Here is a 14,935-nt window from a genome sequence, read left to right as displayed (position 1 = left end):
TAGTCCGCAGTGAAACACGGGAAAGCGGCGGTGCTTCTCCGTCGTTGGAGGCAGCGTGGCAAAAGACCGCGCGGCGCGGGACAGGGCCAGGTGGGGGAAGTCATGAATCTACGCATGCGCCACGATAGCAACCTGCAGGCCATTGCCGGGCTGGTCGATGATCGGCCCGCCGAACATATCTTCCAGATCAACCGTCGCGCCTTTGTCGATCCTGAAGTCTACGAAGCGGAGATGAAGCACATCTTCGAGGCGACCTGGGTTTTCGTCGGCCTTGAATCCCAGATACCGAATCCGCACGACTTCATCACCACCCATATCGGCCGGCATCCGGTGTTGCTGTCTCGGGATCAGGACAACAAGATCAACTGCCTTCTCAACACCTGCCGCCATCGAGGCACGCTGGTGTGCCCGTTCAGGCGCGGAAACAGGAAATTGCATGTCTGCCGCTACCATGCATGGTCGTACGACAGCGGCGGCCGCAACGTTGCCATTCCGGAACGCGCGGCCGGTCAGTATCCCCCAGCATTCGACGATGCCGATCACGACCTGATACGCGTGGCGCGGCTCGACAGTTACCGTGGTTTCATATTTGCGAGCCTTTCGGCTGACGTTCCCGATCTCGATGATTTTCTCGGCGAGACAAGACCGTTTCTTGATCTCGTCATCGATCAAAGCCCGACCGGACAGGTTGAAGTGGTGCCGGGTGAATTTACCTACACCTTCGATGCGAACTGGAAGCTGCAATTCGAGAACGGATTGGATTACTACCACTTCGGAGCTACCCACGCCTCCTATGTCGACATCCTGAAGAAACGCGCGGCGGGTGCCGGTTCGGAGGCAGGCTTCAGCAAAGAAGATCCGTCCGAAGGCGAGGGACAGGGAAGCTTCAACTTCGACCATGGACACGCCGTCAATTGGTCGATCAAGCAGACGGCGCTGTATGGCCGGCCGCTGGCATCGGATCCGGCGATTTTGGACGCGGTGCGAAAGCGCGTCGGGCCGGAGCGCGTGAAGTGGATGCTGCGACAGCGCAATCTGACCATTTTTCCGAACCTTCAGGTCATCGATATCTCGTCGGCGCAGATTCGCACCTGGCGTCCTCTCGCAGCCAACAAGACCGAAATGGTATCGCACTGCCTCGCGCCGGTGGGAGAGCCGGCGGCCGCGCGCGCACTTCGCATTCGCAATTACGAGGATTTCTTCAATCCCACCGGCCTTGCGGGTTCGGACGACAATGTCATGTACGAATTCTGCCAGTCGGGGTACGAGGCCGAGCAGGCGGGCTGCACGCAAGGCTATCTCCGCGGCGCGGCTGATGCCGGCATGGAGAATGGACGGCATGCGGCGGAACTCGGCGTTTCCCCGGCGGAGTCGGCCTTCGGATCGGTTTCCTTTGGCGGTGAGACGAACTTCTACGCCGGGTATCGGGAATGGCGCCGTCTCATGGAACGCGCCGCTGCGAAAGCCATCTGATGGGAGACCTTGAGCAAGCCGCGGCTTTCCTGTTCCAGGAAGCGCGCCACCTCGACAGGCACGAATGGGACGCGTGGGTCGCAATGTACCGGGAGGATGCGGTTTACTGGCTGCCGGCCTGGCGCGATGAGTACGAAACCACTGCGGATCCCCAGACCGAAGTCTCGCTGATCTTTCACAGCACCCGTCTGGGGCTCGAGGAGCGTATCGCCCGTATCGAATCCCGCAAGTCGATCACGGCCCTGCCGCTACCGCGCACGCTGCACCAGATCGGCAATGTGGAGCTGCGCGCCGGGGGGCCGGCGTATGTCGAGACGGAAGCCACTTTCGCGGTGCACGTCTACGATCCGCGGACGGCGAAGGAACACACGCGATTTGGGCGCTATGAACATGTCCTTTCCAGAGAAGGGGACACGTGGCGGATCGCGAAGAAGAAGATCATTCTCGTCAATGACAAGGTTCCGGCCGTCCTCGATTTCTACAGTATCTGATCCGAAAAATCCGAGCGAACGTCGAGCCCGGCGCCTGATAACGACGACAGAGGAAACCGATGTGTCCGATCTGGCGGTAGCGGCTCAAGACTCAAGCGAGCCGAAGTCTGACGTCGTCGGGCACGCCGTCGTGCGAAAAGTCGCGTGGCGCCTGATGTGGTTCGTCATGGCGCTCTATTTCCTGGCGATTCTGGATCGCGGCAACATTTCGTTCGCCGCCATTTCGATGAACAGGGACCTCGGCCTGAATGCGCAGATGTTCGGCATCGCGGTTGGGGTGATGTACTTCACCTATTCGATGTTCGAGATTCCGAGCAATCTCATTCTCGGGCGCTTTGGCGCGCGGGTGACGCTGACCAGAATCGCCATGCTGTGGGGAATTGCCACAGTCCTGATGGCCTTCACGCAGGGCCCGTGGAGTCTGTACGCGTTCCGGGCGTTCCTCGGTTTTGCGGAATCGGGGCTGTTTCCCGGGGTGATGCTGTTTCTCAGCCTCTGGTTCCCTTTCGCCTATCGCGCCCGCTACAACGCGATGTTCAATTATGCCGTGCCGATCTCCTATATTTTCGGTTCGTTGATCTCAGGGGCAATTCTGGATCTCGACGGTGTGCTCGGCCTTGCCGGCTGGAAGTGGCTTTTCATTCTGGAGGGTGCCCCGACGATTCTGCTCGGGGTGATCGGCATTTTCTATCTGACGGACCGGCCGCGCCAGGCGAACTGGCTCACCCCGCAAGAGAAAGCCTGGCTGGCGGCGGAGATCGAACGTGACGCCCGGGACCGGGGCGTCATCCATGACCGAAGCCTGCTCAGGACCCTGCTGAAGCCGATGGTGCTGTTGTTCGCGCTGTGCAATTTCGGACTGTTTTGCGGCCTGGCTTCGCTGTTTTCCTGGCTCCCCCAGATCATAAAGACATTTGGCCTGCCGAATTCCCAGGTCGGGATGGTGACGGCGATTCCTCCGCTGGCGGGACTTGTCGGCATGATCCTGTTGAGCCGCCACTCCGACCGTCTCGGCGAAAGGTTCATCTACAGCTGCTGCACCCTGCTGCTGGCGGCGTCCGGCTTCGCCATCGCCGCGTTCGCGCCGAACCCCGTCCTGATCATCATCGGGTTCATGGTCGCGAACGTCGGGGTGTACGGGACCCAGGCGGTATTCTGGACCATCCCGCAATCCTACCTCTCTCGCGACAGCGCTCCCGGCGCAATTGGTCTGATCGGAATGGTCGGCAGTATCGGCGGCGCGCTGGTTCCGGTTGTGATCGGCCGCATCAGGGACTCGACCGGCAGTTTCACCGGCGGCTTTCTCGTCGTATCCGCCGCACTCGCCATCGCGGCGGGCGGCGTGATGGTGGCACGCGCACAGCTGAGCGGTGTCAAGGTTCGATGATGGCTTTGGAGAAGGTAACGTCGGGCATGCACGAACTGCGCTTCGCGCCGACGCCATCGCGGCCGTCGTAGCTTTCGCTGCGTAATTTGTTGGCGTCGTTTGGCTTATGATCCTGAGAGATACGAAGCATGGTCTGGCGACGAAAGTTGTTGCTAATTTTTGCACCACTCCTGTTCACGGCGAGCGCGCAAGCCGAGGACAAGGAGCCGACCGCTATCGTTGAACTTGGCGCTGCCGGTGAATGGGGACTGCCCGGCGCTTCCAGCTTCGGCCCTTCGCTTGCCGTTGAGTTCACTCCCATCAAGGAATGGCTCGAAATCGAGGGAGGTGTTGCTCCCATGTTCCGCGGTGGGCGCAGCGAATGGGATACGGATCTGCTATTCAAGAAGCCGTTCACCCTTTCAGACAAAGTTGAGTTTATGGTCGGCGTTGGACCACAATGGACGTTCTCGCCGGAGGGAACCAAAATTGCCGGCGAGTTCGCGCTCGACTTCATGTTTTGGCCCACCTCGGATCGAAAGTACGGTTGGTTTTTGGAGCCGTCCTACAGTTACTCATTTAGCAGGGGGCATGAGCAATCGCTTGGCGTGAGCCTGGGGCTGCTTATTTCGATACCGTAGTCTATGTCTGGCGCCCGATCCCCTGCGGGCATACCGCTTTGAAACCGCGCTTCGCGCGCGTAGGCAAATCGGCCTACAATTTGGGTCGGAACATACCTCTGCCACTGCGGCTCGCGGGTGTCGACAGTGCGTCCGCAAGCGGTCGGTAGCCCTATCGGCTGGGTCGCCCGAAAGAGAGAATGGCTGGGAAGGTTTTTATCCAAAGGGAAGAAAGTAGAACCGTTCGGTGCGACAAATCGTCCTGACCGCAGTTGTCGGCTTCGCCGGCACATAGCGAGGATGAGCCCGTGAGATTTACAGGAGTTGCACTCGCTCCGGCGGTGCACGGCGCCGGGATGTCGTCGACATAGGTCGCCGCCCGCGCCTACCAATAATCGCCCAACAAGTTGGATCCAGAGCATGCGCGGCCAGTGCCGCTCGCGGGTGCGCGCACGTGCGTTCGCTCTGCCAGGCGGCGCTCGAAAAGCAAAAAAGAAAGGCCGGGAAGGTTTTGCCCAAAGGAAAGAAAGTAAAGCCGTTCGATGTCGAGGTGCGTGCGGAGAACTAAGGGTGGGGCGGTTCAGTGGTTTTTGCGCTGATTACGCAAATAAAAGCAGGGCGCGACTGGCATCACCACAGCCGCGCCCTACATCGCCGATCAATGGGGCAGGGGGGAAGACCGGCTGCCGGGATGACTCCCAGGCCCCCGGAGTCGTTCCCGGCTCCGCAAAATTTTTTTAAACACGGTTAAGTGATCGCGCGCCGGGAGAACCGTGGCGGTTCCGCTTGCGTTGTGTCGCTGATCGCCGTGGGGCGATAGTTTGGACGGCGGGCAGAACATGCCACAGATTTCAAAAGCAATTTTCGGTGTTTTCGCCGTGGCGCTGAGCCTTGGCGCGGTGCAACTCGCGTCCGGCCGCGATCTCTCGGGCGGCCTGCAGGTCGACGAGGGCACGGCCCCCACTACCATCAATCGCGCCACCAAGACCGATCGCGCCGCCGCCGTGGCCGGACCGGCCATACCGATGCGGACGATCCAGCTTCGGCTGCAGGGTATTTCCAATACCTCGATCCTGATCCGCCTCCCGGTCGTCCAGGCCCGCAACGGGTCTTCGGGGCCGCCGGTGACAAAGTGGTTGGACCGGAAGATGGCGGTGGCTTGCGAGCCCGTGGCCAGCGTGCTGACCGAAGCCGCCAGGCAGCTCGAGCCCGGCCGCTGCGTCACCTGAGCGGCTTTGCCGGTTTCCCGGTGCTGTAGAATTTCCCCCGTCATTCCGGGGCGCGCGTTAGCGCGAACCCGGAATCTCGAGATTCCGGCAGACTCCGTCATTCCGGGATGGTGCGTTAGCACCAGACCTCAGATGTGCCATTGCACATCGGGGAATCTCGAGATTCCGGGCAGACTCCGTCATTCCGGGATGGTGCGTTAGCACCAGACCCGGAATCTCGAGATTCCGGGTTCGATGCTTTCGCATCGCCCCGGAATGACGGGGGCTGCATCTGCGCTTCGCCATCACCGGCGAGGCGCCGGTCTCCGCTGCCCCTCCCATCCGCTTCTGATTTTCAGAAATCATTCTTGACGCCCGACCCAAATCACCTCTATATCCCCCGCCATCCTGTTCCACTCAGAGGGGCGTTTCGCGAACGTCACGGACGCGGGGCGGGGGGCGGTGGACGCGACGGCGCGCTTGACGGGCGTTGCCAACGCGGACGGCGAAGACGTGTGGTCCTGACACCCCGACGCTGGTGTCAAGTCGGTGGAGGCAACTCCGCCGGCGACGGTGGCAAGAAAGCCGATCACCGGGGAGAGCACGGTATAAGCCGTAAACCATTGCGCGGGGAATGCCGGATGATTCCGGTGACTCGCTGTGAATACTCGTGTGCATACTTACTACCCTAGCGCACACGAGGCTGCGGGTGCATCGGGCGCCCGGCATTCCCTGCGCCCTCTGATTGAAGAGGGCGGAACGAGCAGGCCAAACCTCGCGCACAACATGCGGCGAGATCGCGAAGTTGTGTCCTGCCGTCATTGCGAGCGAAGCGAAGCAATCCACTCTTTCTTTCTTGTTGCTCCATGGATTGCTTCGCTTCGCTCGCAATGACGGCCAACCATACTCTCAACGGTCGTCCCCGCCACCGGGGCTCGCCGAAGGCGAGACCCGGTGGCGGGGATGACGACCTTGGAGCAAAAGGAGTCCCTGCATGCGCGGAACGTTGAGAGCCCATCTCCCGCGATCACTCCGCCGGCGCTTCGTCCGTTTGATCGGCGGCGGCGTTGCGGCTGGCCATCAATCCCAGTGCCAGTCCGCCGACCGCCAGAATCGGGATCAGCTTCTTGATGCCGATGGCGCGGATCAGCTGGATGCCGGCGGCCACCAGCATGGGATCGGCCAATGCGGTCTGCACCGCGGATTTCGCGGTCTCTTTGGCGTGGGCCTTGACCCGGTTTTTGCGTACCATGTAGCCGCCGGCGGCGATCAGGGTCACGACAAGGAAAATCCCGGCGCCGGTGAGACAGGCCTGGATCAGTCCATAATTCTGCAGCACGTAGACGAAGGCGGCGGCGCACAGAAACGACGCGGTAACGAACAGCGCCACTGCCGCCACGGCCGCCAGCGACGTCAGGCGCAAGGCAGTGCCGGTCGAGTCCTTGAAATCATCGATCATGCGCTGAAACATCTGAAAGCCCGTTCAAAATAATGCTGGCAGAAAAACCGACAGCGCTTGCCGCGCCGCCGTTCGAATCAAGGAAATTCATCCGGCCGCGACGGCCATTGCGAGCGAGGCGCCTGACGTCAGCGGCGCCACGTCACGCCGATCAGGAAGCCGAGGCCGAGCGCCAGGCCGACGGTCGCGAGCGGCCGCTGCGTGATGACGTCTTCCAGGGATTCCTCGATCGAATAGGCCGCGTCCTGCGCGGCATCCATCATGGCGCTGCCGCGCTCCGACATATCGTCGACCGCCGAATCGACATTGGCGCGGGCCTGCTTGTAGCCGCGCCGCGCCTGCTTCTTGGCGGTGCCGGCGAACGAGTTGAGCACCTCGGTGATCTGGTCGGTCAGGGCTGAGATATCGTTTTTCACGGCTGCTACATCCTTTTCGAGGCGTTCATAGGTTGCTTTATCCGTCAGGTTTCGCATTCCGGCTTCGCCATCCGTACTCGACATCAAAAGCTCCCAAAATACTGAAGTCAGGTAACGCACAAACGCCCGGGTTTCCCGGAAGTTCCGTCACGCCAAACGGGTCAGTCCGGCGGCAGCTGCGGCGATTCGACCGGCATCAGATGCTCTTTGAAAATCAGCGCCACGATCAACAGCGGCGACGACAGGAAGCCGCCCATCGGTCCCCACAGCCAGGTCCAGAACGCCAGTGCCATGAACACCGCGAGCGCGTTGAGCTCGAGCCTGCGGCCGATGATGGCCGGTGTGACGAAATGACCTTCGAGGAACGTCAGCCCGACAAACGCCAGAGGCGCGATCACGGCGCCGCCGAGCGTCGAGAACGCGATCACGCCGACCACCGTCAAAATCACGAACATCGCCACCGGGCCGATGATCGGAAAGAAGTTCAAGGTCGCGGCCAGCGCCCCGAGCCCGGCCGGGTTGGGCATGCCGGTGACCGCGCAGATGATGCCGGTGGCGGCGCCGACGCCGAGATTGATCATGGTCACCGTGAGCAGATAGCCGCCAAGTTGGCCTTCGATCTCGTTCAGAATCCGCAGGGTACGCAGCCGCGCCGCATGGTCTGCGAAGTTCATGATCAGCGCGCGGCGCAGGTCGCGCCAGCTCGCGATGAACAGCACCAGCGTCGCAAAGAACAGCAGGAATTCGGTGAAGGTCGGCGACAGAAATTCGAGCGTCGGCTGCACCCAGTCGAATTTAGGAATCTGGAAGGTCGAGAGCGTGTCTGATCCGCCGAGCGAGTTCTGCAGTTCCTGCCACAGCGCCAGCGGCCGGTCGAAGACGTGCAGCTTATCCTTCAGCCGCGATCCCAGCTCCGGCAGTTTCGTGGTCCATTCCATCAGGGGTGAAGAGATCAGGCCGACGATGAAGGCAGCACCCGCGCAGACCCCGAACACGAGCAAAACCGCCGAAACCGCCCTGGGAATATGATGCCGCTCCAGATATCCGGCGGCCGGCGACAGCATGGTGCCGACCACGAAGGCCGCTACCACGGGAAGAAAGAATGCCTTGGCGACATAGAGAACGACGACGACGCAGATCACCAGCAGCGCGACCAGCGCGAAGGCGACCACCTCGGCGCGGCGGATCACCGGCGGCAGTTCGGCTTTGCTGTCAGGCAGCGGCGTACCCACCGCGTCATTGGGAAGGACACGCACTTCGCTCTCCCCGCGCTACAGCGACATCTGACGGGAGCCGCGACATCGCGCACCGAACCGACCTCTGGCCGCCATAACCGGCGCCAGCCTAAAAAGTTCCATCGCGGAAACGTGAAGCGGGGCGTTCTTGACAGGTTCCGCTGTATTTGAATCGAGACGGAACCGTGGAGCATCGGTCGCGTTTGATTTTGCAGAGCATCAACACGATGCGCATCATCGAACGGGGCAGCTCATGACACAGACCTTCGCAGGCATTCGGAGGCCATCGCCGCGCGTGACCAACGCGCTGATCTTCGCAGGCGCTCTGTTGCTGGCGCCCACCTTTCTCGCCAGCACGGCGTGCGCGCAGGTGCTGGGCTACGCTTCCACATCGCAAAACGGATTTCCGTCAGACAATATCATGGCCGCGCCGGTCAATCCCGCGCTGACACATCAAGGCGGCGATGGAAGCGTGGTTCCGGAGCGGCTGCGGCGCGCCGTCGTCGCGTTCGACACTCGCGAAGCGCCCGGCACCGTCATCATCGATACCGGCAACACCGCGCTGTATTTCGTGCTCGGCCAGGGCCGCGCCATTCGTTACGGCGTCGGCGTCGGCCGCGAGGGCTTCACCTGGTCCGGCGTGCAGTCCATCAGCCGCAAGGCGGAATGGCCGGATTGGCATCCGCCCGCGCAGATGATCGCGCGCCAGCCTTATCTGCCGCGTTTCATGGCAGGCGGCCCCGGCAATCCCTTGGGCGCGCGCGCCATGTATCTCGGCTCCAGCGACTATCGCATTCACGGCACCAACGATCCCTCGACGATCGGCAAGTTCGTCTCCTCGGGCTGCATCCGCCTGACCAATGAAGACGTCACCGACCTGTTCAGCCGCGTCAACGTCGGCGCCAAGGTCGTGGTGCTGCCGAAGAATGCGCCGCATCTCGAAGCCAGGAGAACGGGCACTGGAACCGTCGCGGGCACGATCAATGTCCGGCCGACGCCGGCGGCATCGCGTCCCGTGGTGACGACATTGTCCTCGGGCCGTCAGGCGATGAACCTTTCGGCGGCGGCGCTGTACTGAACTTGGCAACCTCGTTGCCGGAGGCGAACATGGTCGGAAGATCAGGCAGACTGGCATTGGGTACGGCCGCGCTGGTGTGCGCCTCGGCGCTGGCGCCGGTTGCTCACGCCGAAGATTTTCTCTCCGCGCTGTTCGGTGCGTTCACCGGCGGCCGGTCGCATGCGCCCTTGATCCGCCTGCCGTTTGGGAATCCAGCCGGCCCGCAGGATGAAGCCCGTGCGCGCGCGGCCTATTCCGGCGGCGGTCAGGCCTATTGCGTGCGCACCTGCGACGGGCGCTATTTCCCGATCTCGGCCCCCGACAACCAAAGCCGGGCCGCCTCCTGCAACAGCTTCTGCCCGGCGAGCGAAACCAAGGTCGTCTACGGCGGTAATATCGACGATGCCGCTACCGAGACCGGAAAGCCCTATTCCGAATTGCCGAACGCGTTTCGCTACCGCAACGAGATCGTCGCCGGATGCACCTGCAACGGCAAGGACCAGATCGGTCTGGCGCCGGTCAAGATCGAGAACGATCCGACGCTGCGCAAGGGTGACATCGTGGTGGGCGCCGGCGGGACGTTGGCTGCCGGCCAGGGCGCCGACAGACGCGGCGCATCGCTGAATTTCTCGCCCGCCTCGCAACAGGTCCGCGCGCGCTATCAGCGCGGGCCGCAGGTGGAGTCGGAGTGATCAGTAGGCGGGCGCGGATTTTTCCCGGAAATTGCGTGACTTTGTCGATCTGTCAAAGCGCGGGTTCCATGTCTGGAACCCAGGGGCACGATGCGCGTTGAAGCAGGACTGCACGGTTTCGATGACAGGGGGATTTCCGGATGCTGATCAGCGTATTGATTACATTTCTCGTCGTTATTCTCGTTCTTTATCTAATCAACATGTTGCCGATCGACGGCCGCGCCAAGCAGATCGCGAGGATCATCGTGATCATCCTCGGCGTGATCTCATTGCTGAAATACATAGCGGTATTCTAGGCAGCGGAGGCTTCCCGTCATTGCGAGCCGGCGGCTCGCAATGACCCGTTCCGATCCGGGAAACCTATTTCAGCGTCCTGAACCAGTCATCCACGTCCCTGTGGATTTGATCCTTGGCGAAGCCGTAGCGCTGCTGCAGCTTGCCTTCGAGCTGCTCGCGGCGACCCTCGATCACGTTGAGATCGTCGTCGGTGAGCTTGCCCCATTTTTCCTTGGCGAGGCCCTTGAACTGCTTCCAGTTGCCTTCAACCCGGTTCCAATCCATCGTCATCTCCTCTGGAGTTGAGATGGCCTTCCAACGGGTTGGCAATTCAAACGTTCCGCGGGAACATTCGTGTTGAATGATCAGCCCGCCGCCTTGGCTTCCCTGCGCCGCGCCGTCAGGATGTATTCGGTGTAGCCGTTCGGCTGCTCGCGTCCCTTGAAAATGAGATCGCACGCCGCCTGGAAAGCGACGCCGTCGAAACCGGGCGCCATCGGCCGGTACAGCGGATCGCCTTTGTTCTGCCCGTCCACCACGACCGCCATCCGTTTCAGCGATTCCATCACTTGGTCTTTGGTGATGACGCCCTGATGCAGCCAGTTCGCCAGATGCTGGCTCGAGATACGCAAGGTGGCGCGGTCTTCCATCAGGCCGACGTCGTGAATGTCGGGCACCTTGGAGCAGCCGACGCCCTGATCGATCCAGCGCACCACATAGCCGAGAATGCCCTGGCAGTTGTTGTCGATTTCCTGCTTCACATCGCCGGGCGCCCAGTTCGATTGCGACACCGGGATGGTGAGGATGTCGGACAGCTTGGCGCGCGGGCCGCCCTTGGCCAGTTCCTGCTGGCGGGCCTGCACGTTGACCTGGTGATAATGCAGCGCGTGCAGGGTCGCCGCGGTCGGTGATGGCACCCACGCGGTGGTGGCGCCGGCCTGCGGATGCGCGATCTTCTGCGCCAGCATGTCCGCCATCTTGTCCGGGGCGGCCCACATGCCCTTGCCGATCTGGGCATGGCCGGGCAAGCCGTCGATCAGGCCGATGTCGACGTTCCTGTCCTCGTAGGCCTTGATCCAGGCGCTGCCCTTCATGTCGTCCTTGCGGATCATCGGGCCGGCTTCCATCGAGGTATGGATCTCGTCGCCGGTGCGGTCGAGGAAGCCGGTGTTGATGAAGCAGATGCGCCTGGTGGCGTTTTGAATGCAGGCCTTGAGATTGACCGTGGTGCGGCGCTCCTCGTCCATGATGCCGACCTTTATGGTGTTTTCAGGCAACGACAGCATCTTCTCGACCTGCCCGAACAACTCGCAGGTCAACGCAACCTCGTCGGGGCCATGCATCTTCGGCTTGACGATATAGACCGAGCCGGTGCGGCTGTTGCGGGTTTTCGAGCCGCCCTTGAGATCGTGGATCGCGAGCAGGGCGGCGACGGCGGCGTCGAGAATACCTTCGGGAATTTCGGCGCCGGTTGAGTCGAGCACGGCGTCGGTGAACATGTGATGGCCGACATTGCGCATCAGCAGCAGGCTGCGGCCATGCAGCGTGAGTTCCTTGCCGTCCGGCGTCTTGTAGACGCGGTCGGCGTTGAGCGCGCGCGTCAGCGTCTTGCCGCCTTTCTCGAAATCGGCCGACAATGTACCGTTCATCAGGCCCAGCGTATTGCGATAGACCAGCACCTTGTCTTCGGCATCGACCGTCGCGACGCTGTCTTCCATGTCCAAAATCGTACTGACAGCCGATTCCAGGATCATGTCGGCGACGCCGGCCGGATCGTCCTTGCCGATCATGTGGCCGCGGTCGATCTTGATCTCGATATGCATGCCGTTGTTGACCAGCAGGATGGCGGCCGGCGCGGCCGCATCGCCCCGATAGCCGGCGAACTGCTCATTCGATTTCAGCGTCGTCGCGTTGCCGCTCTTCAGTTTGACCGCGAGCTGTCCGGCGATGATGCTATAGGAAGTCACGTCGGTGTGGCTTCCGGTCGCCAGCGGGACGGCGGAATCGAGGAAGCTCTTTGCTTTCGCAACCACCTTGGCGCCGCGGGCCTTGTTGAAACCCTTGCCACCTTCACCGGCTTCGTGCGGAATCGCATCGGTGCCATAGAACGCATCGTAGAGGCTGCCCCAGCGCGCGTTGGCGGCATTCAGCGCGTAGCGCGCATTGGTGAGCGGCACGACCAGCTGCGGTCCGCAGAGCTTGCCGATCTCTTCGTCGACATTTGACGTCTCGACCTTGTGGGTCGCCGGCTCCGGCAGCAGATAACCGATCTCTCTGAGAAACGCGGTATACGCATTGATGTCGAACGGCTTGCCTTTGTTGGCGCGATGCCAACCGTCGATTTTCGCCTGCAAGGTGTAGCGGACCGCGAGCAGCTCACGATTTTTCGGCGCGAGATTCTGGACGATGGCGGCGAGACCGGCCCAGAACGCGTCGGGGGAAATTCCGGTTTTGGGGGTCGCCTCCCTGGCGATGAAATCGAACAAAACGGGAGCGATTTTCAGTCCATGGGCATCGATACGATTCATGTTGAGATTTCTCGCGGGAAACGGCGACCAAGCGCAGTTTTTGGGGTCAAAATGGTAAAGTGGCACCGTAAAGGGCCATGTTCGGAGGCCTTTTAGCGCTAAAGCCGGGCCCCTGAGAAGGCCCTTGGCAGCCCTCGATTGCCCATAACAAGGGCAGGGAAGAAAGGTTCAAATAAGGCTTCAGATGTTGGTGGCAAGATCGACCAGTTCGTCGAACAGAATGCCCGATCTCGCCAGCATCCGCTCGATTTCGTCGGTCGCATCGGCGACCGAGCGCGCCGAGGTGTCGATCGTCAACTCACTGTGTGCCGGTGGCTGGTAATCGTTGCCGATTCCGGTGAATGCCTGCAGCGTGCCGGCGCGCGCCTTGGCGTAGTGGCCCTTGGGATCGCGGCTCTCGCACACTTGCGCAGGGGTCGCGACATAGATTTCACGGAACGCGGTATCGGCGATGCGGCGCGCCGCAGCGCGGTCTTCGGCCGAAGGCGAGACCGCAGCGACGATCGCGATGTGCCCGTTGCGCGCGAGATGAACCGCGATTTCGGCCAGCCGGCGAATATTCTCGCTGCGATCGGCGGCGGAGAAACCGAGATCGCTGTTGAGTCCGGCGCGCAGCGTATCGCCGTCCAGCAGCATCGGCGAGCCGCCATTGCCGAACAGCCTGCGTTCCAGCGCGCGCGCCAGCGTAGATTTGCCCGAGCCCGGCAATCCCGTCAGCCAGACCACCGCGCCGTTGTGGCGATAGCGCGCCGAGCGTTCGTCGGGGCGCAGCGCGGATTCCACCGGCACGATATCGACCGGAAGGGCGCGTTGTCCGGCATCGACCGACAGTACAAGGCCGCCGCCGGCGATGCGGCCATTGACCTCGATCACCAGCCGTCCGGTCCGGGGATTGTCGGTATAGGGATCGGCGGCTGTGGGGTGCGCCAGCGCAATGTCGATTTCGCCGACATGATTTCGCGCAATCGACTTTGTCTCCACGCTCGTCAGTTCGCCGGGATCGACGGCCTTCTCGATCGCAACCACGGTGGCGCGGGTCTCCCGCGTGCCGAGCCGGACCAGGATGGAGGCGCCTGCCGTCAGCGGCTTGTCATGCAGCCAGAAAATACGCGCGCGCATTCGGCTGGTGTCGCGCGGGCTGTTTCCGAGATGGGCGATCACATCGCCGCGTTCGAGGAACAGTTCGCGATCGAGCGTAATGCCGACCGATCGTCCGGCGCTCTGGCGTTCCCTGACGGCCGTGGCAGGCCAGCCCTCGACAGTCCTGATTTTTGCGACCTTGCCCGCGGGCATGATGACGATCTCGTCTCCGGCGGCAAGGTTGCCGGATTCGATGCGGCCGGCGACAATGCGGCGGTCGTCGAATTTATAGACCGCCTGCACCGGCAGCCGCAGCGGAAGCCGCTCCTGCGGCCGCGCCGGCTCCAGCGCGTCGAGTGCCTCGACCACGGTCGGCCCCTTGTACCAGCCGATCCGCGGCGTGCGCGCCGCGACGCCGTCGCCGTCGCGCGCCGAAATCGGAATTACCGCCGACGGCGTGAGGCCGAGACCGATGAGATGCGCGGAAATCTCGTTGCTTATCTCGTCAAATCGCGCCGCGCTGAAATCGACCCGGTCCATCTTGTTGACGACGACGGCGACCTGTTTGACGCCGAGAAGATGCAGCAGATAGCCATGGCGCCGGGTCTGATCGCGCACGCCTTCCAGCGCGTCGATGATCAGGACCGCGCCGTCTGCCTGCGAGGCGCCGGTGATCATGTTGCGCAGGAATTCGGCGTGACCGGGGGCGTCGATCAGCACCACGTCGCGCGACCGGGTGCGGAATCGGATTTGCGTGGTGTCGATGGTGATGCCCTGGTCGCGTTCGGTCTGCAGTGCATCCAAAAGGAACGACCATTCGAACGGCATGCCGCGTCGCGCGCTGACGGCCTGGAGCATTTCGAGCTTGCCCTCGGGCAGGCTGCCGGTTTCGTGCAGCAGACGCCCGACCAGTGTCGACTTGCCGTGATCGACATGGCCGACAATGACGATGCGGACCTGGGGGCGGGTGGTGCCGTTGGGCGTCGCCGATGTCGCTGTTGGAACGAGCATGTTCATCTGATCACTCAACTCAA

14 protein-coding genes are annotated in these 14,935 nt (G+C 62.2%); 8 read left to right on the top strand and 6 right to left on the bottom strand.

The features are described from left to right. Positions 1–102: 102 nt before the first annotated feature. The 5 genes from B5527_RS35265 to B5527_RS35245 all read left to right on the top strand — a co-directional run bounded on the left by B5527_RS35265 (position 103) and on the right by B5527_RS35245 (position 5,179). A complete protein-coding gene (locus B5527_RS35265) occupies positions 103–1,473 on the top strand; it encodes an aromatic ring-hydroxylating oxygenase subunit alpha (RefSeq protein WP_079605602.1) in 1,371 nt (456 codons plus the stop codon). After that, complete coding sequence (locus B5527_RS35260; protein ID WP_079605601.1) at positions 1,473–1,964, top strand: aromatic-ring-hydroxylating dioxygenase subunit beta; 492 nt, start codon at positions 1,473–1,475, stop codon at positions 1,962–1,964. Before B5527_RS35265 ends, B5527_RS35260 begins: the two co-directional genes overlap by 1 nt. 61 nt (positions 1,965–2,025) lie before the next feature. Further along, positions 2,026–3,351: an MFS transporter gene (locus B5527_RS35255; protein WP_245332375.1), complete on the top strand. Its 1,326-nt coding sequence runs from the start codon at positions 2,026–2,028 to the stop codon at positions 3,349–3,351. Between the two features lie 128 nt (positions 3,352–3,479). Beyond that, positions 3,480–3,971, top strand: coding sequence for a hypothetical protein (locus B5527_RS35250; RefSeq protein WP_079605599.1), 492 nt, complete (start codon positions 3,480–3,482; stop codon positions 3,969–3,971). Positions 3,972–4,789: 818 nt separating this feature from the next. Beyond that, positions 4,790–5,179, top strand: a complete 390-nt coding sequence (locus tag B5527_RS35245) for a hypothetical protein (protein WP_079607754.1) — start codon at positions 4,790–4,792, stop codon at positions 5,177–5,179. Positions 5,180–6,185: 1,006 nt separating this feature from the next. Here the strand turns inward: B5527_RS35245 and B5527_RS35240 are convergent. From B5527_RS35240 to B5527_RS35230, 3 genes are all read right to left on the bottom strand, one after another. Further along, the gene (locus B5527_RS35240; protein ID WP_079605598.1) at positions 6,186–6,629 is read right to left on the bottom strand and encodes a hypothetical protein; all 444 of its coding nucleotides are present in this window, start codon (positions 6,627–6,629) and stop codon (positions 6,186–6,188) included. Positions 6,630–6,745: 116 nt separating this feature from the next. Next, entirely contained in the window at positions 6,746–7,117 is a 372-nt protein-coding gene (locus B5527_RS35235; RefSeq protein WP_079605597.1) for a DUF883 family protein, read from the bottom strand. 77 nt (positions 7,118–7,194) lie between these two features. Next, positions 7,195–8,289, bottom strand: a complete 1,095-nt coding sequence (locus tag B5527_RS35230; protein WP_079605596.1) for an AI-2E family transporter — start codon at positions 8,287–8,289, stop codon at positions 7,195–7,197. Between the two features lie 232 nt (positions 8,290–8,521). Between B5527_RS35230 and B5527_RS35225 the strand changes: the two genes are divergently transcribed. From B5527_RS35225 to B5527_RS44825, 3 genes are all read left to right on the top strand, one after another. Beyond that, a complete protein-coding gene (locus tag B5527_RS35225) occupies positions 8,522–9,346 on the top strand; it encodes a L,D-transpeptidase (protein ID WP_079605595.1) in 825 nt (274 codons plus the stop codon). A gap of 29 nt (positions 9,347–9,375) precedes the next feature. Continuing rightward, positions 9,376–10,017, top strand: coding sequence for a DUF2865 domain-containing protein (locus B5527_RS35220; RefSeq protein WP_079607753.1), 642 nt, complete (start codon positions 9,376–9,378; stop codon positions 10,015–10,017). A gap of 140 nt (positions 10,018–10,157) precedes the next feature. Beyond that, positions 10,158–10,313 carry a Thivi_2564 family membrane protein gene (locus B5527_RS44825; RefSeq protein WP_154072691.1) on the top strand — a complete coding sequence of 52 codons (156 nt, stop codon included), beginning with the start codon at positions 10,158–10,160 and terminating at the stop codon, positions 10,311–10,313. A 64-nt stretch (positions 10,314–10,377) separates the two neighbouring features. On the opposite strand, the gene B5527_RS35215 is transcribed toward B5527_RS44825, so the two are convergent. The 3 genes from B5527_RS35215 to cysC form a co-directional block, all read right to left on the bottom strand. Further along, positions 10,378–10,578: a CsbD family protein gene (locus tag B5527_RS35215; protein ID WP_079607752.1), complete on the bottom strand. Its 201-nt coding sequence runs from the start codon at positions 10,576–10,578 to the stop codon at positions 10,378–10,380. Between the two features lie 80 nt (positions 10,579–10,658). After that, complete coding sequence (locus tag B5527_RS35210; protein ID WP_079605594.1) at positions 10,659–12,821, bottom strand: malate synthase G; 2,163 nt, start codon at positions 12,819–12,821, stop codon at positions 10,659–10,661. A gap of 180 nt (positions 12,822–13,001) precedes the next feature. After that, positions 13,002–14,918: an adenylyl-sulfate kinase gene (gene cysC / locus B5527_RS35205; RefSeq protein WP_079605593.1), complete on the bottom strand. Its 1,917-nt coding sequence runs from the start codon at positions 14,916–14,918 to the stop codon at positions 13,002–13,004. Between the last annotated feature and the right edge of the window lie 17 nt (positions 14,919–14,935).

Origin of the sequence: Bradyrhizobium erythrophlei (genome assembly GCF_900129425.1) — a bacterium.
GTDB classification, from domain to species: Bacteria; Pseudomonadota; Alphaproteobacteria; order Rhizobiales; family Xanthobacteraceae; genus Bradyrhizobium; species Bradyrhizobium erythrophlei_C.
This window is presented reverse-complemented; position numbering and strand designations above follow the sequence as displayed.